The sequence below is a fragment of the Streptomyces sp. NBC_00386 genome, assembly GCF_036063235.1.
Lineage (GTDB): Bacteria > Actinomycetota > Actinomycetes > Streptomycetales > Streptomycetaceae > Streptomyces.
This window is the reverse complement of sequence record NZ_CP107950.1, coordinates 8,846,072-8,869,108: the sequence shown is the minus strand read 5'-3', so window position 1 is coordinate 8,869,108 and position 23,037 is coordinate 8,846,072. Positions and strand designations below refer to the sequence as shown.

General features: G+C 72.0%; 17 protein-coding genes. 4 read left to right on the top strand and 13 right to left on the bottom strand.

Annotated features, from left to right (window positions below):
- Positions 1-122: 122 nt before the first annotated feature.
- The 4 genes from OG780_RS38755 to OG780_RS38740 form a co-directional block, all read right to left on the bottom strand.
- Positions 123-1,163, bottom strand: coding sequence for a LacI family DNA-binding transcriptional regulator (locus tag OG780_RS38755; RefSeq protein WP_326789731.1), 1,041 nt, complete (start codon positions 1,161-1,163; stop codon positions 123-125).
- 61 nt (positions 1,164-1,224) lie between these two features.
- Positions 1,225-3,687 (bottom strand): glycoside hydrolase family 3 C-terminal domain-containing protein, encoded by a 2,463-nt coding sequence (locus OG780_RS38750; RefSeq protein ID WP_328456215.1) that lies wholly within the window; start codon positions 3,685-3,687, stop codon positions 1,225-1,227.
- A 34-nt stretch (positions 3,688-3,721) separates the two neighbouring features.
- Positions 3,722-5,470, bottom strand: coding sequence for a discoidin domain-containing protein (locus OG780_RS38745; protein ID WP_328456213.1), 1,749 nt, complete (start codon positions 5,468-5,470; stop codon positions 3,722-3,724).
- 108 nt (positions 5,471-5,578) lie between these two features.
- Entirely contained in the window at positions 5,579-6,673 is a 1,095-nt protein-coding gene (locus OG780_RS38740) for a DUF1996 domain-containing protein (RefSeq protein ID WP_328456211.1), read from the bottom strand.
- A 428-nt stretch (positions 6,674-7,101) separates the two neighbouring features.
- On the opposite strand from OG780_RS38740, the gene OG780_RS38735 reads away from it, so the two are divergent.
- A complete protein-coding gene (locus OG780_RS38735) occupies positions 7,102-8,928 on the top strand; it encodes a coagulation factor 5/8 type domain-containing protein (RefSeq protein WP_328456209.1) in 1,827 nt (608 codons plus the stop codon).
- Positions 8,929-9,046: 118 nt separating this feature from the next.
- Here the strand turns inward: OG780_RS38735 and OG780_RS38730 are convergent, their stop codons facing one another.
- The 4 genes from OG780_RS38730 to OG780_RS38715 all read right to left on the bottom strand — a co-directional run bounded on the left by OG780_RS38730 (position 9,047) and on the right by OG780_RS38715 (position 13,703).
- The gene (locus OG780_RS38730; protein WP_328456207.1) at positions 9,047-9,664 is read right to left on the bottom strand and encodes a hypothetical protein; all 618 of its coding nucleotides are present in this window, start codon (positions 9,662-9,664) and stop codon (positions 9,047-9,049) included.
- A gap of 132 nt (positions 9,665-9,796) precedes the next feature.
- Positions 9,797-11,641, bottom strand: coding sequence for a GMC family oxidoreductase (locus OG780_RS38725; protein ID WP_328456205.1), 1,845 nt, complete (start codon positions 11,639-11,641; stop codon positions 9,797-9,799).
- The gene (locus OG780_RS38720) at positions 11,638-13,020 is read right to left on the bottom strand and encodes a hypothetical protein (RefSeq protein ID WP_328456203.1); all 1,383 of its coding nucleotides are present in this window, start codon (positions 13,018-13,020) and stop codon (positions 11,638-11,640) included. The genes OG780_RS38725 and OG780_RS38720 overlap by 4 nt, the downstream gene beginning before the upstream one ends.
- Positions 13,017-13,703, bottom strand: a complete 687-nt coding sequence (locus OG780_RS38715; protein WP_328456201.1) for a FadR/GntR family transcriptional regulator — start codon at positions 13,701-13,703, stop codon at positions 13,017-13,019. Before OG780_RS38715 ends, OG780_RS38720 begins: the two co-directional genes overlap by 4 nt.
- 244 nt (positions 13,704-13,947) lie before the next feature.
- Here OG780_RS38715 and OG780_RS38710 point away from each other — a divergent pair, with 244 nt between their 5' ends.
- Positions 13,948-15,144 (top strand): glycoside hydrolase family 64 protein, encoded by a 1,197-nt coding sequence (locus OG780_RS38710; RefSeq protein ID WP_443062261.1) that lies wholly within the window; start codon positions 13,948-13,950, stop codon positions 15,142-15,144.
- A gap of 125 nt (positions 15,145-15,269) precedes the next feature.
- Here OG780_RS38710 and OG780_RS38705 read toward each other — a convergent pair whose 3' ends face one another.
- A complete protein-coding gene (locus OG780_RS38705; protein ID WP_328456199.1) occupies positions 15,270-16,406 on the bottom strand; it encodes a sulfite oxidase in 1,137 nt (378 codons plus the stop codon).
- A gap of 33 nt (positions 16,407-16,439) precedes the next feature.
- Positions 16,440-17,102, bottom strand: a complete 663-nt coding sequence (locus OG780_RS38700) for a TetR/AcrR family transcriptional regulator (RefSeq protein ID WP_328456197.1) — start codon at positions 17,100-17,102, stop codon at positions 16,440-16,442.
- A 125-nt stretch (positions 17,103-17,227) separates the two neighbouring features.
- On the opposite strand from OG780_RS38700, the gene OG780_RS38695 reads away from it, so the two are divergent.
- Positions 17,228-17,788, top strand: coding sequence for an NAD(P)H-dependent oxidoreductase (locus OG780_RS38695; protein WP_328456195.1), 561 nt, complete (start codon positions 17,228-17,230; stop codon positions 17,786-17,788).
- 125 nt (positions 17,789-17,913) lie between these two features.
- Positions 17,914-18,591 (top strand): AIM24 family protein, encoded by a 678-nt coding sequence (locus tag OG780_RS38690; RefSeq protein WP_326789719.1) that lies wholly within the window; start codon positions 17,914-17,916, stop codon positions 18,589-18,591.
- A gap of 69 nt (positions 18,592-18,660) precedes the next feature.
- Here the strand turns inward: OG780_RS38690 and OG780_RS38685 are convergent, their stop codons facing one another.
- The 3 genes from OG780_RS38685 to OG780_RS38675 all read right to left on the bottom strand — a co-directional run bounded on the left by OG780_RS38685 (position 18,661) and on the right by OG780_RS38675 (position 22,803).
- The gene (locus tag OG780_RS38685; RefSeq protein ID WP_328456193.1) at positions 18,661-20,448 is read right to left on the bottom strand and encodes a M4 family metallopeptidase; all 1,788 of its coding nucleotides are present in this window, start codon (positions 20,446-20,448) and stop codon (positions 18,661-18,663) included.
- 235 nt (positions 20,449-20,683) lie between these two features.
- Complete coding sequence (locus OG780_RS38680) at positions 20,684-21,751, bottom strand: polyprenyl synthetase family protein (protein ID WP_328456191.1); 1,068 nt, start codon at positions 21,749-21,751, stop codon at positions 20,684-20,686.
- A complete protein-coding gene (locus OG780_RS38675; RefSeq protein ID WP_328456189.1) occupies positions 21,748-22,803 on the bottom strand; it encodes a tetratricopeptide repeat protein in 1,056 nt (351 codons plus the stop codon). The genes OG780_RS38680 and OG780_RS38675 overlap by 4 nt, the downstream gene beginning before the upstream one ends.
- Between the last annotated feature and the right edge of the window lie 234 nt (positions 22,804-23,037).

Sequence of the window (23,037 nt, the reverse complement as noted above, 5' to 3'; positions counted from 1 at the left end):
CCATCCTTGCCGGTCCAGTCTCCGTCACCGGCGGGGACGGCGGACACGCGACAGGACATGCCGAGGACTCGCTCCCGCACCGGCCGGCGGGCGTGACCCGGCCAGGCCTTGTCGGACCAGTCCTACGCCGAGGCGCGGACCACGAGTTCCGGGTCGAAGATCAGCGACGTGGGTTCGGTGCGAACGCCCTGGATGTGCTCGTCCAGGAGGGCGGCCATCGCCGCGGCCATCTCCTCCACCGGCTGGCGCACCGTGGTCAGCGGAGGACGGCAGGTCACGGCCACGCTGGAGTCGTCGAAGCCGACGACCGCGACATCGTCCGGCACCTGTCTGCCCCGCTCCCGCAGCAGTTGGCACACGCCCTGGGCCATCAGGTCGTTGGCGGCGAACACCCCGTCCACATCCGGGTGTTCGGACAGCAGGCCGGACATCGCCGCCATGCCGCTGTCCAGCGTGAACCCGCCCTCGGCGACCGGGACGTACGGGTGACCGCTGCGGGCCATCGTGTCGCGGAACCCGGCGAGCCGGTCCTGGCTCGCGGCGACGCCGAGCGGCCCGGTGACGGTGACGATCCGCCGGCAGCCCCGGTTCAGCAGGTGTTCGGCCGCCAGTCGCGCCCCCTCGCGGTGGGCGAGATCGACATAGCTGAGCCGCACGGGGCGGGAGGGCCGGGCGAAGAGGACGGCGGGCAGGCCCGCGTCGGCGAGCAGGGCGGGCAGCGGATCGTCGGCGTGGGTGGAGACGACGAGGGCGCCGTCCGCGCTGCCCTGCCGGAGGTCGGCCAGCACCTGGCTCCTGGTCTCCGCGGATTCGGCGAACATCAGCAGCGGATGCATCGAGCGTGGACGCAGGTATCCCACAACGCCGCTGACGACCCGTCCGAAGAAGGGGTCCGCGAACACCCGTGCCGCGAAGGCGTTCTGCGCCTCCCCCGGGGTGTCGCCCGCGCCGGAGACGATCAGCGCCACCGTCTGGCTGCGCCGGGTCACCAGCGATCTGGCGGCCCGGTTGGGCGCGTATCCGGTCCGCTCGATGGCCTGGCGCACCACCTCCTGGATTCCGGGGTCGACATTGCGGACACCGTTGATGACCCGGGACACGGTCGCGCGGGAGACTCCGGCCACCCGCGCGACATCCTCCAGCGTGGGAGCCTGTCTGCTCATGGCGGCACCCTAACGGCACGGCACCGCCCCGGGATAGAGCGCTCTCCCCCGCCCCCGGCGCTCAGCCAGGGGGCCGGACCAGGGCGGTGGCCGTCAGCGGCAGGGCGCCCGCGGAGCTGCCGGCGAGCACGCGGTAGGCGCCGAGCCGCGTGCGCCACGCGTGTTCGTCCTCGGCCCAGTGGCGCAGCGCCCGGGGCGGTATCCGCACCGACGCCGTCGCCCGCTCGCCCGGTTCGGCGCTCACCGCTGCGTACCCGGCGAGCCAGCGTTCCGGGCGGTCCGGCGGGCCGGGGGGCCCGGCGAGATAGACCTGGACGACCTCGCGGCCGCGCCGGGGACCCGTGTTGCGTACCTCGACCCGCACGGTGAACGGCTCGCCGGCCACGATGTCGTCGGGGACGTCCAGCCCCTCGTACGCCCAGGTGGTGAAGCCGAGTCCGTGCCCGAACCAGTAGGCGGGTTCGCGGTCGTGGCGTGCCCAGGCGCGGTAGCCGATGTGCAGGCCCTCGGTGTAGTCGAGGTGTCCGTCCTCGGGCCGGGTGCGGGTGACCGGCGCGTCGGCGAGGGTCGCCGGCCAGGTCGTGGGCAGCCGCCCGCCGGGTTCGGCGCGGCCGAACAGCACGTCGGCGAGGCCCGCGCCGCCCTCCTGGCCGGGGAACCAGGTCAGCAGGACGGCACCGGCCGCCGCGCGCCAGGGCAGTTCGACCGGTCCGCCGCTGTTGACGACGACGACCGTGCGCGGTTCGGCGGCGGTCACCGCGCGGACCAGCTCGTCCTGGCGTCCGCCGAGCCCGAGGTCCGTCCGGTCGTATCCCTCGGACTCGCCGTGTTCGGTGGTGCCGACGACCACGATCGCCGCGTCCGCGTCGCGGGCCGCCCGCACCGCGCCGGCCAGGGCCGGACCGTCGTCGGGGGGTGGCGGGGCCGCGGTGACGACGGTGGCCCGGCCGGTGCCCGGGGCGAGTTCGCGGCGGGCCACCACGCGCACCGCGCGTCCCGCCGTGAGCCGGACGGGCGCACCGTGGACGGGCGGGTTCACGTGGACGACCGCCGGATCATCGGTCTCCTTGCCGAACTCCCCTTTCAGGAGCACGCGTTCGTCGACCGTGATGCTCAGGCGCCCGAACCCGCCGACTCCGAGCGTCCACCGCCCCGACATCCCCGGAAGCAGAAGGGCGGCGATCTCGACGGTGTGCGCACCCGGCGGCAGCGGCGGCTCCAACTGGCGTCCTCCGAGGCGGTGTTCGGAGAGCAGTTCACGCCCCGCCACGTCGAGCACGCGCAGCCGGACACCGGGGTCGCCGGTTTCCGGATCGGCGCACAGGTCCGGGGCCAGGGGTGGCGCGGGCGCGTCGGCCGAGGGGCCCGGCACATGGACGACGCGTACGCCGTCGCCGAGCGCGGCCCTGATCCCCTCCAGCGGAGTGACGACCCGCTCGGGGAAGACTCCCGCGCTGCCGCCGCCCTGGACCCGCGGCAGGGCCGCGTGCGCGCCGATCACCGCGACGGTGCGCAACCCGGCGGGATCGAGCGGGAGGACACCGCGATTGCGCAGCAGGACGGTGCTCGCGGCCACGGCCCCGCGCAGCAGCGCGCGGGCCTCGCCCCGGCCGGTGGCGGGCGGTGCGTCCCGCGGCGGCTCCCCCAGCGCGCCGCACGCGGCGGCGAGCCCGAGCAGCCGCCGCACCTTGTCGTCGACGGCGTTCCGCGGAACGCGCCCCTCTTCCACCGCCCGCACCAGTTCCTCGCCGAAGGCGCTCTCCGGCCCCGGCATCGCGAGGTCGAGGGCGGCGCGGGCGGCCGGTTCCCCGTACCGCACCGCGCCCCAGTCGGACACCACCACGCCGGTGAAGCCCCATTCCCCCTTGAGGGGTTCGTGAAGCAGGGAACTGGCGGTCATCGTGGTGCCGTTGACGCCGTTGTACCCGGCCATGACGACCCGGACGCCGGCCTCGACGGCCGCCTCGAACGGTGTCAGATACACCTCCCGCAGGACCCGCTCGCAGACCCGTACGTCGACGGTCAGCCGGTCGGTCTCGGAGTCGTTGGCCACGTAGTGCTTGGCGGTGGCGGCCACTCCGTGTGCCTGGATGCCCCGGATGAGCGCGGCGCCGGTGCGGCCGGTCAGTTCGGGGTCCTCGGAGAAGCACTCGAAGTGCCGCCCGCCGAGCGGTGTCCGGTGGAGGTTGAGGGTGGGTGCGAGGACGACGTCGACACCCTTGCGGCGCGCCTCGGCGGCGAGCAGCCCGCCGAGACGCTCCACCCGTTCCTCGTCCCACAGGGCGCCGAGCGCGGACGCCGAGGGCAGGAGCAGGGCCGGATCGCGCTCGTCCCAGGACTGCCCGCGCACTCCGGCGGGACCGTCCGACAGGACCATCTCCCTCAGTTCCAGGGCTGGTTCGGCCCTGGTGCGCCAGGTGGTCGCACCGGTCAGCAGCCGGACCTTCTGGCGGAGGGTCAGCTTGCCGAGGAGCCGTTCGCGTTCCGCCTCGTCGTCCGTCTTCTCCGTCAAGTGCGGCCTCATTTCCCGGAGAGCGCTCTCCCCGTCGGTGTTCGACTCAGTTGTAGACGCCGAACTCGTAGAGCGAGTAACCCCATCCGGTTCCTCGCGCGGTGCCGTTCACCCGTACGTAGCGACCCGCCCCGGTGACATCGAGGTCGTCCACTCCGCCGTTGCCGTCGGTGACCGTGCGGACGGTGGTCCAGTTCTGCCCGTCGTCCGAGGTCTGCACGGTGTAGGCCTTGGCGTACGAGGTCTCCCAGACCAGTTGCACATGGCGGAACGGGGTACGGGCGCCGAGGTCGACCCGCAGCCACTGGGGATCGCTCCAGTCGCTGGCCCAGCGGGTGTTGAGGTTGCCGTCCACGGCACCGGCCGCGGTGCAGGGACAGTCGCCGCCGCCGGTCTGGAACGAGGAGGCGGTGGCCGGCCGGCCGAGCGCGATGTTCGTTCCGCTCGGGACGGGCGGCACCACCCGCACGGACCGGGTCTCGACACCGACGTTGCCCCTGCCGTCCTTGACCTTGACGTAGAACTTCCAGACTCCGGGCCGGTCCGGCGCGGTGACGCGGAGCCGGCCGCCGCCGAGGTCGGTGAAGGGCAGCGGGTTCAGCTGTTTGCCCTGGTCGATGTACATGCTGTTGTCCAGCACCTCGTACGTGACCGGATCACCGTTCGGGTCCGTGGCCTTGACGGAGAGCGTGAGGTCGCGCCCGGCGGGCACCTTGCCCGCGTCCCCCTCCACGGTCAGGTCGGAGATGACCGGCGGGGTGTTGTCCCGGGAGGTGTCCGCGCCGTACGCCTTCTTCACGGCGTAGTACGACAGCCGCTTCTCGCCCGCGGGCAGCAGGTTGAACCAGATGCCGCCGAAGTCGTACTCGGTCCCGTAGTGGAACATCGTGGCACCGAGCGCGACGCCCTGGTGTCCGGTGACGCAGTTCCACGCTCGGGTGTAGCCGTCGGCCTTCGCCCGGTCGGCCGGTTCGGCGGGGACGCCGTTGGCGTCGTCCGGCACCTCCCACTCGCCCGCGGGGCCGGTTTCGGTGACGATGTAGGGCTTGGTGTAACCACCTTGCTGCCAGGCCGACTTGATGTCGCAGACCGCGTTGTAGGCGTTGACCGCGTACAGGTCCAGATCGGGCGCGTTCCGCTTGTAGTAGGGCCAGGCGCCGGTCCACGCGTCGGTCGAGGTGACGGGGTGGTTGGGGTCGACGGCGTGGATCTTCTTGGTGATGTCGTTCACGAGGGTGGTGTAGGCGTCCCGTTGGCGCTCCAACTCGGCGCCGCTGTAGCAGTTCTGGAGTCCGAGCACGGACTCGTTACCGACATCCCACATCAGGACGCCCGGGTTGTCCTTGTAGGCGGCGGCCCATTGGGGGAACTCGGTGAGCACCTGGTTCTTGTAGCCGGTGTCCGTCAGGTAGTTCACACAACCACCACTGCCGGGACCTCCTCCGGGCTGCAGCCAGAAGCCGCCGATCACCTTGATTCCCTGGGCCGCCGCCGCGTCGAACAGGGGCTTGCTGGAGGCGTCGGTGCCCCATGTTCGGACGGTGTTGACGCCCATCGACTTCAGGTCGGGCATGTAGCGCCCCGCGTCGGCGACGGCCGGCCCCCAGGTGAGGCCCTTGATCTGGTACGGGCTTCCGTCGACGGTCAGCTGCCAGTTGCCCTGCGAGCCGGTGACCTTGACGACGCCGCCGGCCGCCTGGGCCGGCTGGGAGGGCAGAACGAGTGCTCCCGCGGCGAGCAGGCCCGCGGTGAGGGGCGCCGCGACACGGCGCCGGGTGGTACGGGATCCGGTCATGAGAGTCCGTCCGGTGTACGGGTGGGGGGGAAGATCAGGGGATGTGAGCCGGGTGGTCCGAGGGTCCCGCCGGCCGGGGCCATGTACCGGCCGGCGGGAGGTGCCGCCTCAGGGAAGCCGGTAGTTCGCGTCGAGTGCCGCGCCCGCCTCGGGATGCGTCTGGTCGTAGCCGCGGGCGTCGCACTGGAGCCCGCCGACGACGCAGTGGTCGACGAGCGCCTTCTGTGTCGCCGGGTCCCACGCGTTGAAGAAGTCGTAGTGGAAGGAGTGGCCGGAGCCGCTGGCCAGCCTGACCTGCGACATGTCACCGTTGACCGGGAAGGCCATCTTGAACTCGATCATCGGCAGCGCGACCGGGTGGTCGTCCGGGCAGATGTTGTTGTTGGTACCGGGGTTGACCACCGGATAGGCCATGTGGCTCTGGTGGTTGGGGGTGTCCAGATACTTGCCGTCCCAGCAACTGGGCGCCTGGAAACGGATGTTGAGCTGGACGTCGGCCCTGTTCGGGCACTGTTGCGGGAACTCGATGTTGAAGAAGCTGTCGCCGCACTCCCAGCCCTCCACGAAGCCGCGGTGGTTGCGGAACTCGGCCGCCGACTGCATGGGACTGCCGACGACGAAGCGCAGACCCTTCGGGAAGGGGCGCACACTGGTGTAGTCGGTGACCCCGGCCTTGTAGTAGATGACCTGGGGGCCCACCGGCAGCACGGGCGTGTTGCCGTTGAGCAGGGTCGGCATCCAGTAGGCCGACTTGTCACCGGGGGCCCGGCAGGTGGTCCCGCCGGCGTCGAGCGAGGCGGTGGTGCTGGCCGCGCTCGTGGTGGTGTTGCCCATGAAGGTGTGGTCGTGCGACTTGCCCGGCTGACCGGGGTAGACGATCGGGTCGTCCGGCCGGGTGTGGGACACCGAACAGTTCGCCTGGAACTCGTGGAAGTAGCGGTGCGTCGGCTCCGCCTTGGACGGGACGACCCCGGTCACCTGCGGGTTCGCCGGGATGTAGCCGTCGCCGTCCGGGTCCTCGGGCGAGGAGAGCGTGGAGGCGGCCATCGCGTGCGCCGCGTGCACGGCCGGCGCACCGGCCACGGACGCCGCCGGGCGGGACGGGGGGTCGGCGCTCATCGCCACTCCGGCCAGGCCGAGCGAGGTCAGCACCAGCGCGCCGGACATCAGGATTCCTGAAACGATCTTCGATCTCCGTGCCATGGAGACCTCCTGCCACGTCGATGGGGACGGTGGGGGTCGGACGGCCGTGAGCGGCGATGAGCACGGTGCCGCCGGGCCGCCCGCGTGACGGTCCATCACATGTGCCGAGGGAACGGGAGAGCGCTCTCCCGCCGAGGAGTGTTGTGGCGGTCGCGCGGGAGTGTCAAGGGAGTTGACGAAGGATCACGCGACAGTCGTGCGCTCACCTCTTGAATACAGCTCCGTACCCGTCATCGATCTTCGAGTGATCCCATAGAGCGGTGAACCATCCCAAATCCACACCGTGTTGCCCTTCGCCGTGCAACAACATCCGGGACTGCGGTCACAACTCTTGACGCGTCGTTCACCTGGATGAAGCATGCATCGGCGAGAGAGCGCTCCCCCGTACCTCCCATCGTTCACTTTCTGAACCAGGAGAGTCGCCCCCCATGCCTCCAACCCCCACAGACGTCCCGGACTCCGGCCGTTCCCCCGTCGCGCGGCGCACCGTCCTCGGAGCGATGGCGGCCGGCGCTGCGGCGCCCGGACTGCTCGCGCTGTCCTCACCGGCGTCCGCCGTACCCGCCTCGCCCGCCGAGTCCGTCTCCCCCGCCCGGCAGCCGTCGGCGCTTCCCGGCGGCGGTGATCTCGGCCCGAACGTCATCGTGTTCGATCCCTCGACGCCGGGGATCCAGACCCGGCTCGACCAGATCTTCCGGCAGCAGGAGTCGGCGCAGTTCGGCACGGGCCGCTACGCGTTCCTGTTCAAGCCGGGCACGTACAACGGGCTCAACGCCCAGCTCGGCTTCTACACCTCGATCGCGGGCCTCGGTCTGTCACCGGACGACACGACGATCAACGGTGACGTGACCGTCGACGCCGGCTGGTTCAACGGCAACGCCACCCAGAACTTCTGGCGTTCGGCGGAGAATCTCGCCCTCAGCCCGGTCAGCGGCACGAACCGGTGGGCGGTGGCACAGGCCGCTCCGTTCCGTCGTATGCACGTCAAGGGCGGCCTCAACCTGGCGCCCGACGGCTACGGCTGGGCCAGCGGCGGTTACATCGCCGACAGCCGGATCGACGGCTCGGTCGGACCGTACTCGCAGCAGCAGTGGTACACCCGCGACAGTTCGGTGGGCGGCTGGGTCAACGCCGTCTGGAACATGGTGTTCTCGGGCGTCCAGGGGGCGCCCGCCCAGTCCTTCCCGAACCCTCCGTACACGACGCTCGACACCACACCGGTGTCCCGCGAGAAGCCGTTCCTGTACCTCAACGGCAGTGAGTACCGGGTGTTCCTGCCGGAGAAGCGCACCAACGCGCGCGGCGTCACCTGGGGCAACGGCACCCCGCGCGGCTCCTCCCTGCCGCTCGGCCAGTTCTACGTGGCCAAGCCCGGTGTCACCGCCGCCACCCTGAACGCCGCGCTCACGCAAGGTCTCCATCTGCTGCTGACTCCGGGGATCTACCACCTGGACCAGCCGATCCAGGTGAACCGCGCGGGAACCGTGGTCCTCGGTCTCGGCTACGCCACGCTGATCCCGGACAACGGCGTCACCGTGCTCAGGACGGCCGACGTGGACGGCGTCCGGCTGGCCGGCTTCCTGATCGACGCCGGGCCGGTCAACTCCACGACCCTCCTGGAGATCGGTCCGGCCGGGGCCTCGGCGGACCACTCGGCCAATCCCACCACCGTGCAGGACGTCTTCGTCCGTATCGGCGGAGCCGGTGCCGGCAAGGCGACGACCAGCATGGTCGTCAACAGCCGGCACACAATCGTCGACCACACCTGGGTCTGGCGGGCCGACCACGGTACCGGCGTCGGCTGGGACACCAACCGGGCCGACTACGGCATCCGCGTCAACGGCGACGACGTCCTGGCCACGGGTCTCTTCGTCGAGCACTTCAACAAGTACGACGTGCAGTGGTACGGCCAGCGGGGCCGCACGATCTTCTTCCAGAACGAGAAGGCGTACGACGCGCCGAACCAGGCCGCCATCCAGAACGGGAGCGTCAAGGGGTACGCGGCCTACAAGGTCGCCGACTCCGTGACCACTCATGAAGGCTGGGGACTGGGCAGTTACTGCTACTACAACGTCGCTCCGACGATCGTCCAGCACCACGGCTTCGCGGCGCCGAACAGGCCGGGCGTGAAGTTCCACGATCTGCTGGTCGTCTCGCTCGGCGGCAACGGACAGTACGAGCGCGTCATCAACGACACGGGCGCCCCCACCTCGGGCACCTCCACCGTGCCGTCCACCGTGGTCTCGTATCCCTGACCGTTCGCCCGGCACGGCTTCCACCGGCGCGCCCCCGGGAAGCCCGTTCCCGACAGGAGGACGGGCTTCCCGGGGCGAGGACGTGGCCGACGCCCGTGTTCGTCCGCGTCCGCCCGTGTCAGTAGCGCTGGGCCTTGACCAGCACGGCGGTGAGCTGGGGCTCCGCGGGCTGCCTGCTGATCACGATCGGCGTCGCCTTCTTCCCCGGCTCCAGGTTCTCCTTGCCTACGAACTTCGTCTCCACGACCTTGCCGTCGGGGTTCTTGAAGTCGACCTGCACGGCGTACGAGGCGGTCTTGCCGGTCGTGTTGGTGATGGTGACGAGGACGGCCCGCAGCCCGCCGGTCTCCGCCGTGGGCACGCCCTTCATGCTGACGTCGGACGTCGCGTTGCCGCTGCCCTGGACGCCCTTCAGCTCCTTCTCGGCGGTGGCCGCGGCGCGGACGGTGTCGGCGGAGACCGAGGCCGCGAACTCCGAGGCCCTGGCCTCCACGGAGGCCGCCGCCGACGACGCCCGCTCGCTGGCCGACGCGATGATCGAGGAGGCCGCCGAGGCGATGGCGGAGGGCGCCGACCCCGTGAAGTCGGACTTGTTCGGCGGGGTGATGGAGGCCGTACTGCTGCCGCCGCCGTCGTCGGAGCTGCACGAGACGAGAACGGAGCAGCACGCGATCACGGACAACAGGGCAGCGACACGCCGTGATCCGCTCCGGCCGTGGGGAACACGTCTGCTCATGGGGGCTCGTCCTCTTCCTGCCGTACGGGGCACGGGGGCTCGTCCTCTTCCTGCCTTACGGACTCCCTCATGCTCCGCGCCACGCCCGGCCAGGGCGAACCACGGGGGCCCATTGGGGTGGCGCACGACGGTTCAGCCCCCGTGCCGTGCTCCGTCGAGCCACGCGTCCGAGACCGCCAGGGCCGCCGCCATGATGCTGAGCTGCGGGTTGACCTCCGGGCAGGACGGGAGGACGGAACCGTCGGCGACGAGCACTCCGCGGACACCGCGGAGCCTGCCCTCGGGGTCGGCGGGTGCCCGCTGCGGATCGTCGCCCGCGGCCACGGTGCCGGTCGGGTGGAACGCCGACACGTGCAGATCACGGGCCCCGGCCGAGGTGAGCAGTTCGTCGAGCGCGTCGAGTGAACGGGCGCGGGGCGCGCGGGGGATTCCGGTGAGGACCTCCGTCGCCCCGGCGGCGAAGAGCAGGCGGCCCATGGCACGTACGGCGGTCATCAGGCGGTCGCCGTCGCGGGGGTCGAGGTCGTAGCGGACGAGCGTGCGGTCCCGGCCCCTGACCTGCCCCGAGGGACGGTCGGCGATCATGGCGCCGAGGGTCGCCAGATGGTCCGATCCCTCCAGTTCGCGCCGCAGTTCCCGGCCGAGGCCGGGCAGGACGAAGCTGCTCATGCCGGGTGGGCTCGCGGTCGCCTCGACGAGGATCCCCTGTGCGTGGAGTTCCTCGACCCCGACGCTCTGAAGGACGCCCCGCCAGGCCGTCACCGGTTCGGTGAAGCGTCCGGCGACGCTGGTGGCCGGGTGCACGCTGAGGTTGCGGCCCAGTCGGGGATGTCCGCCGAGGCCCGAGCGGCGCAGCAGGGGTGGGGTCTGGAGGGTGCCGGCGGCCGTCACGACGAGGGGGCTGAGGATCTCCAGTTCGCCGCCGTCGGGGCGGCGCGCCCGGACTCCGGCGGCGCGTGGCGGGCCGGGAACGTCGTGGTCCAGCAGGATGCGGTGGACCCGCGCGCCGGTGACGATCCGGGCACCGGCGGCGCAGGCGTCGGGCAGGACGGACAGCTGCACGCTCTGCTTGGCTCCGGTGGGGCAGCCCACGACGCACTGGCAGGAGCCCTTGCAGCCGGGGGCGTTGCGGCGCAGCGGGGCGGCCCGCCAGCCGAGCCGTCCGGCGCCGGTGAGGGTGAGCAGCCCGTTGTTGCCGAGGACGTCGAGGGGCTGGGGCGCCACGCGCAGGGTGCGCTCGGCCTCGTCGAGGAAGGGGCCGAGGCGGTCGGCGAGCGCGAACCCGAACAGGCTCCGCCAGCGCTCCCGTACGTGGTCCGGTGTGCGGTAGCAGGTGCCGGAGTTGACCACGGTGGTACCGCCGACGGCGCGGCCGACGGGCAGCAGGACGGGCGGCCTGCCGAGGGCCACCGTGGCGCCGCCGTCCCGGTACAGCTCGGTGAACCGGTCGAGGGGCGCCCGGCGGCCGAAGGAGGCCGTCGGGTGGTGCCTGCCCTCCTCCAGGACGACGACGTCCAGCCCGGCGCGCGCGAGGGTCCGTGCGACCATGGCGCCGCCCGCGCCGGAGCCGACGACGACCGCGTCGGCGGTGGTGCGGGCGGGCCATTCCTCGGCCGGTGTGCAGTCGAGGGGCGGATCCTGGGGGACGGCCCCGGGGGCGGGCCGGGCCTGCGTCCGTTCGGTGCCCGCGGCCAGCAGGACGGGAACCTTGAGGAGGTCGAGGAGCGGGGCGAGCCGGGGTCGCCGGGCCAGCGAGCGGAGTACCTCCTCGCGTTCCTCGGGGCGAAGCGCCGCCAGACGTCTGCCGGTGCGCGCGAGGGTGTACGACTCCACGGCGGCGACGGCGGTGCGTACTGCGGCGCGGGCGGGCCGGGGAAGCGCTGCGAGCACGGAATCGAGGCGGTGCGGCACACGGGCGGGCCATGCGGGGCCGCCCTCGTCGGCGAGCAGCGCGGCGACGAGCCCGTCGGCGGTCATCGTTCGCCCGCCTCGGCGTGGGCGGTGCCGTCGAGTTCCCAGGTGGCTTCCGGGCGCCAGTGGCCCCACCAGCGTTCCAGGACGACTCGGGCGTCGGCGGACTCGCTGTTGCGGCAGACGGCGCGGGCGCCGTCCGGGTCGCGGTATTCGAGGGTGAGGGTCCGTTCCGGGGGCTGGCGCACCTCGACGCGGATGCGGCGCAGAGCCGTCCGGCCGGTGACCGTCCACTCGGGCAGGCCCATGGCGGCCCGGAAGCGGCCGAGTCCCACCCGGCCGATGGCCGAGCGCTCCGGTCGCCGTGGCCAGGTGCGGCCGTCCCGGCGCAGGCGCAGGAAGACGAGCGGGGGCAGCCGGCGCAGGGCGGGCCGGGTGGACACGGCGGCGACGATCTCCAGGACGTCTCCGTCGCCGAGGTCCGCGTGCAGCCAGGTCCAGCGCTGCGCATTGCCGTGCCCGTAGATCCGGGCCGAGGCTCCGGGCGCGGCGCGCAGGTTCAAGGTCGTTTCCCCGTACGAGAATTCGCCCTCGTACGTGGCGCGGGCGGCCGGCAGCATCTGGGCCGCGGGCAGCACAGGGCGGCGCCAGGACCATCGGGGGAAGGTGAACAGTGGTGTTCCCTGGGGTTGTTCGATGAGTCTCCAGTGGAAGTCGCCCGCGCTGCCGGCGAGTTGTCCGCCGCCGCTGGTGACGTCCTCGGCCGTGAATCCGTCGGCCGGCCGGGTCCAGGGGACGGGTCCGAAGCGGGCGTGCCGCACCTCGCCCTCGCGGGGGAACACCGCGGCCCAGCCGTGGGCGAACGGCTCGGATCCGTCGGCGGGTGCGGTGAGTTCGTGGTGCAGCCAGACCCCGGTACCGGTCGCCGGGTCGGTGAGGGTGGTGTACCAGACCTCCGTGCGGCCCGGGGTGCCGTTCCATCGCGGGGCCGTGTGTTCCGCGGGGTCCTCGCGGCGCGGGAAGCGGAATCCGAGCAGGAAGGGGAGAAGGCCGGTGGCCAGGGGAAAGCGCAGGACGCCCTCGCCCACCCGCGCCGGGCCCTCGTGGACGGTGAACGGCAGCACGGTCATGGAGGTGAGGGGACGGCGGGGTGTCACCGACTTCCAGCCGTCCAGGGTGAGGCGGCGCCCGTCGGAGGTGAAGGTGAGCCGGTAGCGAATGCGCCGCCGGGCGATCGGCGACACCTCCAACTCGCCTTCGGCGCGCGGGTCGTCGGTGTGTCCGGCGATGCGTACCCGGCCGGTCAGGCGGGCCGGGGTGGTCCGGTGCGGGAGCAGGACCTGGTCGGCGACGGCGCGCAGGTCGAGCCGGATGCGCCGGTGGCCCGGTTCGCCGTCGAGGCGGACGGTGCCGAGCATCGTCTCCGTGAACCGCGTGCCCCTCACTTGAGGCCGTCCAGCATGATGCGTTCGGTGGCCCGCAGATAGGTGTCGGCCGCCTCGTGCGCTCGCCGGGCATCACCGGCGGTGACGGCCTCCACGAGAGGTGCGAGCCTCTCGTAGGCGGCCTCCGGGTCGGTGAAGGGCCCCTTGAGCAGGGAACGGACCGGCAGGTAGGCGTTGAAGAGGGTGTTCGTGAGCAGGACGTACACGCGGTTTCCGGTGGCGCGGGCCAGCGCGCGGTGCACCTCGACGTCGGCCAGCTGGACCGCGTCGGTACCCTCGGCCCGCCGTACGGCCGCGAGCAGCGCGCCGAGTTCGGCCCGTTGGGGGCGGGTGCCACGCTCGGCGGCCCGCTCGGCGATCAACGCGCCCACCCCGCGCCGCACTTCGAACACCTCGTGCACCCAGCCGGCGTCGTGCCGCACGAGCATGGGCAGGAGATCGGCCCCGCCGAGCCGGGCGTAGTCCCGCACCCGGGTGCCCACTCCGTGCCGGGTCTCCAGCAGTCCGGCCTGCACGAGCCGTCCGAAGGCGTGCTTGAGCGTGGTGCGCGTGACGCCGTACCCGTCGGCCAGCCGCCGCTCGGGGGGAAGGTAACTCCCCGCCGGATGACGGCCGTCGAGTATGTCCGTCCGCAGCCGGTCCTCCAGGACGTCCACGATGGTCTCGCGGGGCAGAGCCTCCACGTTTCCCCCTCCGGGCAAGTGGCTGAGTGGATGAGCCACTGAACCAGCGACCACCCCTGGGGGTCAACCCCTCGCGTGCGCTCAACCCTCCCCACCGCGAGGCGAGTTGGACCGGACCAATGCTGCGCGAATCGTTGACACGCCTGCCGCCCGGCAGGATTCTGAGAGCGCTCTCAAAAGGAAGCGGACGAGCCGCGTCCGCGTGCATCCACCTCGCTGAACCCCCACATCAAGGAGGCAGAGAGTGCGCGTACACATCAGATGGCCCGCCTGGGCGTTGGCCTGCGCCACACTCACCGCGGCACTGCTCACCTTCGGCGCGCCCTCCCGCGCCGAAGCCGCGGTACCGGCGACCATCCCCCTCACCTTCACCAACAACTCCGGCCGCGGTGACCAGGTCTACATCTACGACCTCGGCACCGAGCTCTCGACCGGACGACAGGGCTGGGCCGACACGAACGGCACCTTCCACGCGTGGCCCGTGGGCGGCAACCCGCCGACGCCCGCGCCCGACGCGTCGATCACGGGACCGGCCAACGGTCAGTCGAAGACGATCCGGCTCCCCAAGTTCTCCGGGCGGCTCTACTTCTCCTTCGGGCAGAAGCTCGACTTCCGGGTGACGACCGGCGGTCTCGTGCAGCCGGCCGTCCAGAATCCGAGCGACCCGAACCGCAACATCCTCTTCAACTGGTCCGAGTACACGCTCAACGACTCCGGTCTGTGGATCAACAGCACCCAGGTCGACATGTTCTCCGCCCCGTACGCCGTCGGAGTCAAGCTCGCCGACGGGACCACGAAGAGCACCGGGCACCTCAAGGCCGGCGGCTACAACGGCTTCTTCAGCGCGCTGCGCAGTCGGCCGGGCGGGTGGGCGAACCTCATCCAGACCCGGTCCGACGGCACCGTGCTGCGGGCACTCGCCCCGGGGCACGGCATCGAGGCGGGCGCGCTCCCGGCCGGCGTCATGGACGACTACATCAACCGCGTCTGGCAGAAGTACGGTTCGTCGACGCTGACGGTGACACCCTTCGGCGACCAGCCGAACACCAAGTACTTCGGCCGGGTCTCCGGTGGCGTCATGAACTTCACCAACAGCTCCGGAGCGGTCGTCACCAGCTTCCAGAAACCGGACTCGGACAGCGTCTTCGGCTGCTACAAGCGGCTCGACGCGCCCAACGACCTGGTGCGCGGGCCCATTTCACGCACGCTGTGCGCGGGGTTCAACCGCACCACGCTGCTGACCAACCCCAACCAGCCGGACACCTCGTCCGCGAACTTCTACGCGGACGCGGTGACCAACCAGTACGCCCGCGCCATCCACGCTCAGATGGCCGACGGCAAGGCCTACGCGTTCGCGTTCGACGACGTCGGGAACCACGAGTCCCTCGTCAACGACGGCAATCCGCAGCAGGCGTTCGTCACGCTGGACCCGTTCAGCTGACCGACGCCGCGTCGCGGGAGCGGGGGCGGGAGCGGGAGCGAAAGCGGGTCCCGGGCGGGAACCGCCCCCGCCCTCGCGTCCGTCCCCGTGCCGCGTCGCCCGGACCGCCTGGGCGTGGGTCGCCGTCAGCGGCCTCGTCCGTCGTCGCCGGGATCCAGACAGTGCACGGGGACCCGCTGGACCAGGTTGTTCACGAAGCCCCCGCGGTTCCACGGCTGTTCGACCGGCTGCGTGTGGCCTTCGGCATCGGTGGCGCGCGCACTGAGGACATGACGGCCGGGGGTCGCCGTCCACGTGAAGCTCCACGCGCGCCAGGCCCACCGGTCGGCGTTCGGCGGGTCCAGCCGTGCCGGGTGCCAGGAGCGCCCCTCGTCCGTGCTGACCTCGACGCCGGTCACGGGCGCGCGCCCCGACCAGGCCCGTCCCGTCAGGGTGACGACGCCCGGCGGGACCGCCCGCTCCCGCGACATGAAGTCGGGGAAGCCCGGCGGGACCAGCAGGGCGCGCGGGGCGATCCGGGTGACCGGCTCACCCTCGTCGGAGGCCTCCTGCCGCAGCCGGTACGCCACGGCCTGCTGGAATCCCCGGAACGGCGCGCTCGTCACCGTGATGTCCCGGAGCCACTTCACGTGCGCCATGCCGTACCAGCCCGGCACCACGAGCCGCAGGGGATGCCCGTGCTGCGGTGGCAGCGGGGCTCCGTTCATCGCGTAGACCACCAGGACCTCGGGCTCGTCGCCGCGCGCCACGTCCAGCGGAAGGGCACGCTGGTAGTCCTGCTCGACCCCGCGTTCCACACCGTGATCGGCTCCGGTGAACACCACGTCCACCGCGTCCGGTTCGACCCCGGCCTCGGAGAGCAGCAGGCGCAGCGGCACACCCGTCCACTCGGCCGTTCCGACCGCCTCCACCAGCCACGGCTGGCTGACCGGCCGGGGTGTCAGCAGGGCCCGCCCGTTGCCCGCGCACTCCATGGTCACCCGCTGCCTCACCGCGGGATACGCCTTCAGCTCGTCGACTCCGAGCAGCAGCGGGCGCTGCACCCGCCCGCCGAGAACGAGCCGCCAGGAGGCTTCTTCGGCGTACGGGATGTCGTAGTGCGTCAGCACATAGTGCAGCCCCGGCGGTGTGACCTCGTAGCGCAGCGCCTCCAGCGGCAGTCCGTGGTTCCGGGCGGCGAGGGCCAGCTCCTGGGCGCTGATGCCCTCCTCCGGGCCGGCCAGCCGGGCGGGTGCGCTCATGTCCTCGAGGCGATGGCCCATGTACCCATTGTCCGCCCGCCCGGGGCGGAGCCGCTAGACGGAGCGCGGGGTGACGCTCCGGTCGACCAGGTCGCGCCAGCCGGCCTCCAGACGCTCCAGCGGCATACCGCGCTGGCGGGTCAGATGGCCGATCAGCGCGGGGTCGAGGTATCCCATCAGGGTCTGGGCGACGAGCTCCGTGTCCGTGTCCGGCCCGGAGCCGGTCTGCCGCAGCAGCATGCACACGTGCATGAAGCGGACCCGGAACGGCGCGGAGGTGAAGCGGCGGGTGACCTCGGGTTCGGCGGCGAGGTACAGGTCGAGCTGTTCGGAGGTCTGGCGAAGGGCGTGGCATCCGAAGGCGTGCAGGCGCTCCACCGGTGGTGCGCCGGGGCCGAGCGGGGCCGGACCGCTGATGAAAGCGGTCTGGAAGCGCTGCTCGGTGTGGTCGAGCAGCGCCATCAGCAGGCCGGTGCGGTCGCCGAAGCGCCGGAAGACGGTCCCCTTGCCCACCGCCGCCGCGCAGGCGACGCCTTCCATGGTGAGCCTGGCCACTCCCTGCTCCTCGACCAGCCGCGCGGCGGCCTCCAGCAGACGCGCGCGGTTGCGGGCGGCGTCGGCGCGCAACGGGGCTTCCTCAGGCGCGGTGAGCTGCATGAGGACGGGCTCTCCGGGCGACTCCGGTCGCTTCGGAAACGGCGGAAGTGGCTGGGACATGAAGCCAGCGTAACGGCATCCGGGGCCAACTGGACTGCGGTCCGCTTCGGTGGTAGACCTTAAGCGGACTTCGGTCCGTTTTATTACGGCAGTGTTTCAGCGATTCCACCCCCCGGGAGATATCCATGTCCGTACGCATCCTCGCCCTCGTCGGCAGCCTGCGCGCCGGTTCCCACAACCGTCAGCTCGCCGAGGCGGCCGTCAAGCTCGCCCCGGAGGGTGCCGAGGTCGAGCTCTTCGAGGGTCTGGCCGAGATCCCCTTCTACAACGAGGACATCGACGTCGAGGGCGCCGTGCCCGCCGCCGCCGCCCGGCTGCGCGCCGCGGCCGGCGAGGCCGACGCGTTCCTGCTCTTCTCGCCGGAGTACAACGGCACCATTCCGGCCGTCCTGAAGAACGCCATCGACTGGCTGTCGCGTCCGTACGGCGCCGGCGCCTTCGGCGGCAAGCCGGTCGTCGTGGCCGGCACCGCGTACGGCCAGTTCGGCGGCGTCTGGGCGCAGGACGAGGCCCGCAAGGCCGTGGGCATCGCCGGCGGCACCGTGCTGGAGGACGTCAAGCTCTCCGTCCCCGGCTCCGTGGTCCGCTTCGCCGAGACGCACCCCGTCGACGACGCCGAGGTCGCGGCGCAGCTCTCCGAGGTCCTGAACCGGCTGCACGGCCACGTCGGTGCGCCCGCTGCCTGACAACTCCCTTGTGGGCCGGTCCGGTTGCCCCGGACCGGCCTCCGGCATGTCGTCACTCGGTCACCGTTCGTCCCAAGATCGCCACGACTCTGGCGGAGCCTCACCCTCCGCGACAGGATGCCCGCATGAAGAGCGATCTCTTTTCCAGTGACCACATGGTGCAGCCGGCCGTGGCGGCGGGCATGACCGTCCAGAACGCGAAGTCCATCAAGTACGCAGTCCAGGGCGAGATGTTCGCGCGTCAGGGCGCGATGGTCGCCTACCGGGGCAGTCTCCAGTTCGAGCGCAAGGGCCAGGGCGTGGGCGGCATGCTCAAGCGCGCGGTCACGGGTGAGGGACTTCCGCTGATGACCGTCCGCGGGCAGGGCGAGGCCTGGTTCGCGCACGAGGCACAGAACTGTTTCATCGTGGGCATCGAACCCGGTGACGTGTTCACGGTCAACGGCCGCAACGTCCTGTGCTTCGACGCCTCGCTGTCGTACGAGATCAAGACCGTCAAGGGCGCGGGCATCAGCGGCGGCGGTCTGTTCAACAGCGTCTTCACCGGTCACGGCAGCCTGGGGCTGATATGCGAGGGCAACCCGCTCGTCATCCCCGTCTCCCAGCAGCAGCCGGTGTTCGTCGACACCGACGCGGTCGTCGGCTGGACGGCGCATCTGCGCACCTCGCTCCACCGCTCGCAGTCGATCGGCTCGATGATCCGAGGGGGTTCGGGCGAGGCGGTGCAGCTCAAGCTGGAGGGCGAGGGCCACGTGGTCGTACGTCCCAGTGAGGCGACACCGCAGAAGACGCAGCAGCACTGAATCCGGGCAACGGCGAGGGGGCCCCGCCGGCCGGCGGGGCCCCCTCGTGTCGTCTTCCGGAGCGGTTCGTCAGCGGCCGGCGGCCGGGGTGTTGGCGGCCGTGACGTTGACGGCGGCCCAGGCCGAGCCCACCGCCTTGTACTCGGCGCTGTTCGCGCCGTACATGTCGGCGGCGGCCTTCAGCGTGGCCTTGCGCGCGTCGTGGAAGTCGGTCGTGGAGACCATGTACCGGGTGAGCGCCCGGTAGAAGACGGCGGTGGCCTTGGTGCGGCCGATGCCGGTCACCCGGGAACCGTCGTACGTCGGCGAGTCGTAGGTCACGCCGTTGACCGTCTTGCGGCCGCTGCCCTCGGCGAGCAGGTAGAACGCGTGCGAGGAGACACCGGAGCCGGCGTGCACCTCGGTGTCGTACGCGGCGGGCGACCAGTAGTCGATCGTCTCCTCGAGGACGTCGAGGGACGGGTGGTCGAGGCGCCGCAGGAACTTCTGGGCGAGGCCCAGCTTCTCCCCCACCAGGTAGTTGGGCGGGTTCTTCGGGTTGTTCGCCGAGAACTCGACGTCCGAGCCGAAGATGTCGGCGAGCGACTCGTTCAGAGCGCCCGCCTCGCCGTACTGGTTGCCGTCGTCGTCGACGCGGGTGGGTTCCAGGGCGGCGGTCGCGTCGACCACCCCGTGGGTCAGCTCGTGGCCGGTGACGTCGAGGACGACGAGCGGCTTCTTGAACACCCGGCCGTCACCGTCGCCGTACAGCATGCAGCCGCAGGTGGAGTCCCAGAAGGCGTTGCCGACCTTGTTGCCGAAGTGCACCATTCCGCGGGCACCGGCGCTGTTGTTCTTGATGCCCTTGCGACCGAAGGTCTTCTTGTAGAAGTCCAGGGTCTGGGCGATGCCGTACTGGGCGTCGACGGCGGCGCTCGTCCGGGCCGAGGTGGTACCCGTGCCCCACTTGTTGTCGCCGTCGGTGAACGCCTTGCCCCGCGCGAAGGACTCCAGCTCCTGGCCCTTGGCGTCCCGGGTCTCGGTGTTCCACCGGGTCGGGTCCTTGAGCACGTAGCTGGTCCGCGCGGTCCGGGTGGTGGTCAGCGCCACCTTGCCGGCGAAGAGGGAGGACCCGCTTCCGGTGGCGGTCGCCGGGTAACGGCCCGCGGCGGCGGCGCTCGCGAGGCCGGACAGCCCGGTTGCGGCACCGGCGGCCGTGCCGGTCCGCGGGGTCGCGCTCTCGCCGCGCTCGCGCAGCGTCGCGGCCAGGGACGGGGATATGAACTCGTCGGTGTTCGGGGTGTTGCTGCGGATCCGGCCGGTACGGGCGTCCACGACGACCGTGCTCGACCCGCCGGCCTCCGTGGTGTCGCTGTCCATGACGAGCACCTGGTAGGCGAGGGCGGCGGCGCCGTCACGGGCGTCCACGACGAGCCGGGCGGTGCCCGCGTCGCCCTTCGCCACGGCCTCGGCCTTCCGCTCCGCCTGCTCCGGCGTCAGCTCCGCCTCGACGGTGGACGGCTCGACCACGTGGTCGGCGGCCCGGGTCACACCCAGGTACTCGCCCCGCTTGCCGAGGTGGACGACCATGTCGCCGCCGAGGACCGGGAGGCCCCGGTGGGTGCGGACGAAGCGGACGTGGCTCTTTCCGTCCGGGTCCGTCATCACGTCCTTGGCCCGGAGGGTGTCGCCGTGGGTGACACCGGTGGCCGAGGCGTGCGCGAACGCCGCCGCCCTGGCGGCGGACACCGGCGACGAGGCCGAAGTCGCCGCGCGGGCGGGCCCGTTCGGCGCGGAGGCGAAGGCGGGACCGGGGAGCGTGGCGGCCGTCGTCACGGCGACGGCGATCGCCACGCGGCGTATGTGGGGTCTACGCACTGAGTTCCTTTGTACAAGAGCGGCCGGGATCACCAACCGCCTTACGGCGCGGCGCCGTCGGGCACCACGGGGGCTGTCGGGTCCCGATCGGACAGATGTGCGGGGGAACAAGGTGGTTGCCCGGCCCGGCCGATCAGCGTCCGTGTGTGACCGATGTCGCACGGACCCGGCCCCGGAGCGGACAGGGCGGGAGTGCGGGCTGAGAGGCGAGGCGGGATCCGGGAACGCGGAGACCTCAGACGGCGCGGACGGCGAGGGCGGACAGCACGGTACGGAGTTGCGCCGCGGGCTCCTGGGCCGACGGCACCCCGGCGAGGAGCGTGTCCGCCGCGGCCAGGTGGCGGCGCGCCGCGCGCACGGCCTCCGCGCGGCCCCCGGCGCGCTCGACGAGAGCCGTCGCGCGGCGGACTCCGGATTCGCCCAGGACGGCTGAGGCCGCGAGGAGTTCTTCGAGTTCGCCGTACCCCGCTCCGCCGAGCGCCGCGAGCACCGGCAGGGTCTTCTTCCCCTGCCGCAGGTCACTGTGGACCGGCTTGCCGGTGACCGACGGATCGCCCCAGATGCCCAGCACGTCGTCGGCGATCTGGAAGGCGACGCCGAGATGGCGGCCGGCGCGGTCCAGCACGGCCACGGTCCGGTCCGGTGCTCCGGCCAGCCGGGCGCCGAGTGCCAGCGCGCAGCCGAGCAGCGCACCGGTCTTGCGCTCGGCCATCAGCTCGTACTCCCGTACCCCGACCGCGCCGGGCCCGGTCCAGGGCCGGTCGGCGAACAGCAGGTCGTCGGCCTGGCCACGGACCAGGTCACCGAGTGCGGAGGTCAACTGCCGTACGGCGGAACCGGCTTGGGGAGTGAGGGCGACGGTCTCGACGGCCAGCGCGAACAGCGCGTCGCCCGCGAGGACGGCGGGACCGGTGCCGTACGCCTTCCACACCGCCGGGCGCCCGCGGCGCAGCGGGTCACCGTCCATGATGTCGTCGTGGAGCAGCGAGAAGACGTGCACGAGCTCCACCGCGACAGCCCCCGGCACACCGGTCTCGGCCGGGCCGGAGACGAGTTCCGCCCCGAGGACGGCCAGCGCCTGGCGTACCCCTTTGCCCTGACCGTGGTCGGCGGGGGCGCCGCCGACCTCGCAGCGGCCGAGCGCGTACCGGGCCATCTCGGCCACCCACGGGTGCAGCGTGCCGATCGCCTCCGACAGTGCGGGAGCGGCGAGTTCGCGGCACCGACGCAGCACCTGCGCGGCGGCGGGCGACGGCGCGGGCAGCGCCGGGACGGTCGAACGGTCGAGGGCGGTGGACGTCATCCCGCGGCCTCCGTCTCGTCGGTCCCGGTCGTCAACCCGAGTTCTGTCCGTGCCCGTTCGACCATCCGGTGGGCGTGCCGCAGTCCGATGCCCTCCAGCGTCACGGCCAACTCGTCGAGTTCGGCGGCGGTTTCGGCGCGGTCGCGGCCGAGGCGGGCGAGGGACTTGGCCAGCCCGAGACGGGACAGGGCCGTGCCGCGCGGCTCGCTCATCGCCTCGAACTCCGCCAGGGCGCCCGCGTACACATCGCGGGCCCGCCCGTAACGCCCGGCGCGGTAGAGGACGTTGCCGCGCATCTTGTGGTTGTACGCGAGCGCGCCGGACAGCTTCATCGCGCGGCAGGAGACCTCGGCCTCGCTCAGCAGCTCCAGCGCGCGCTCCGTGTCCCCGTCGCGCACGGAGACGATGTCCGCGAGTCCCCGCAGCGCCCAGGCGTGGCCGCGCCGGTCCTCGGCACGGGCGGCTATCCCGGCCGCCTCCTCGAACATCGCGTAAGCGGTGTCGTAGGCGCCGGTGTTGCGGTGGATCTGGGCGATGCCCTCCAGGGCCCACACGGTGTGCCGGGCCTCGCCGCGCTTGCGGGCCTCGGCCAGCAACTGCTCGTGCAGTTCCGTCACGGCCGCGTAGTCGCCCTGGATGCGGCCGGTCTCCGCCATTCCGGCCAGCGAGTAGCCGCGCACCACGACATCCCCCGCCCGGCCGCCGAGTTCGGCGGCCAGCCGCAGCAGCCGCCACGCCAGCGGGAACGCCCCGCGCTGGCGGGCCAGGGTGCCGCCGCTCCACAGCGCCCACGCCATCGCGGCGCCGTCCCCGGCCTCCCGGGCGGTGCGGTAACTCGCCTTCCACGCCCGGTCGGCGTCCGTCACCTGCCCGAGCCGGCGGTGCGCCTCGGCGACCGCGAGGCCCGACCGGGCGGCCTCGGCGCGGGCGCCCGCACGCTCGGCGGCGCGCAGTTGCTCGGTGCCCGCCGCGAGGACGTCGGTCAGCGAGGAGTTCACCGACAAGGTGGTCAAGGCGCCCTGGTATTCCGGGGCGAAGGCTTTGCCGTACATGAGTGCCCTTCCGTCCGCCCACCGTCCGTCCCCGTACGGGCTCAGTCCGGTGGTGATGCCGTTCTCGACTCCTTCAAGGCGGTGACGTGCGGCGATCCCACTATGCACACCACGTATACACAACACGTATACATGGACTGTATACACGGACTGTATACGCAATGTTTATAGTGCGCCGATCACTGTCCGTGAACTGATGCTTCAGGGAGGACAGCGCGCCACGCGCCCGTTGCC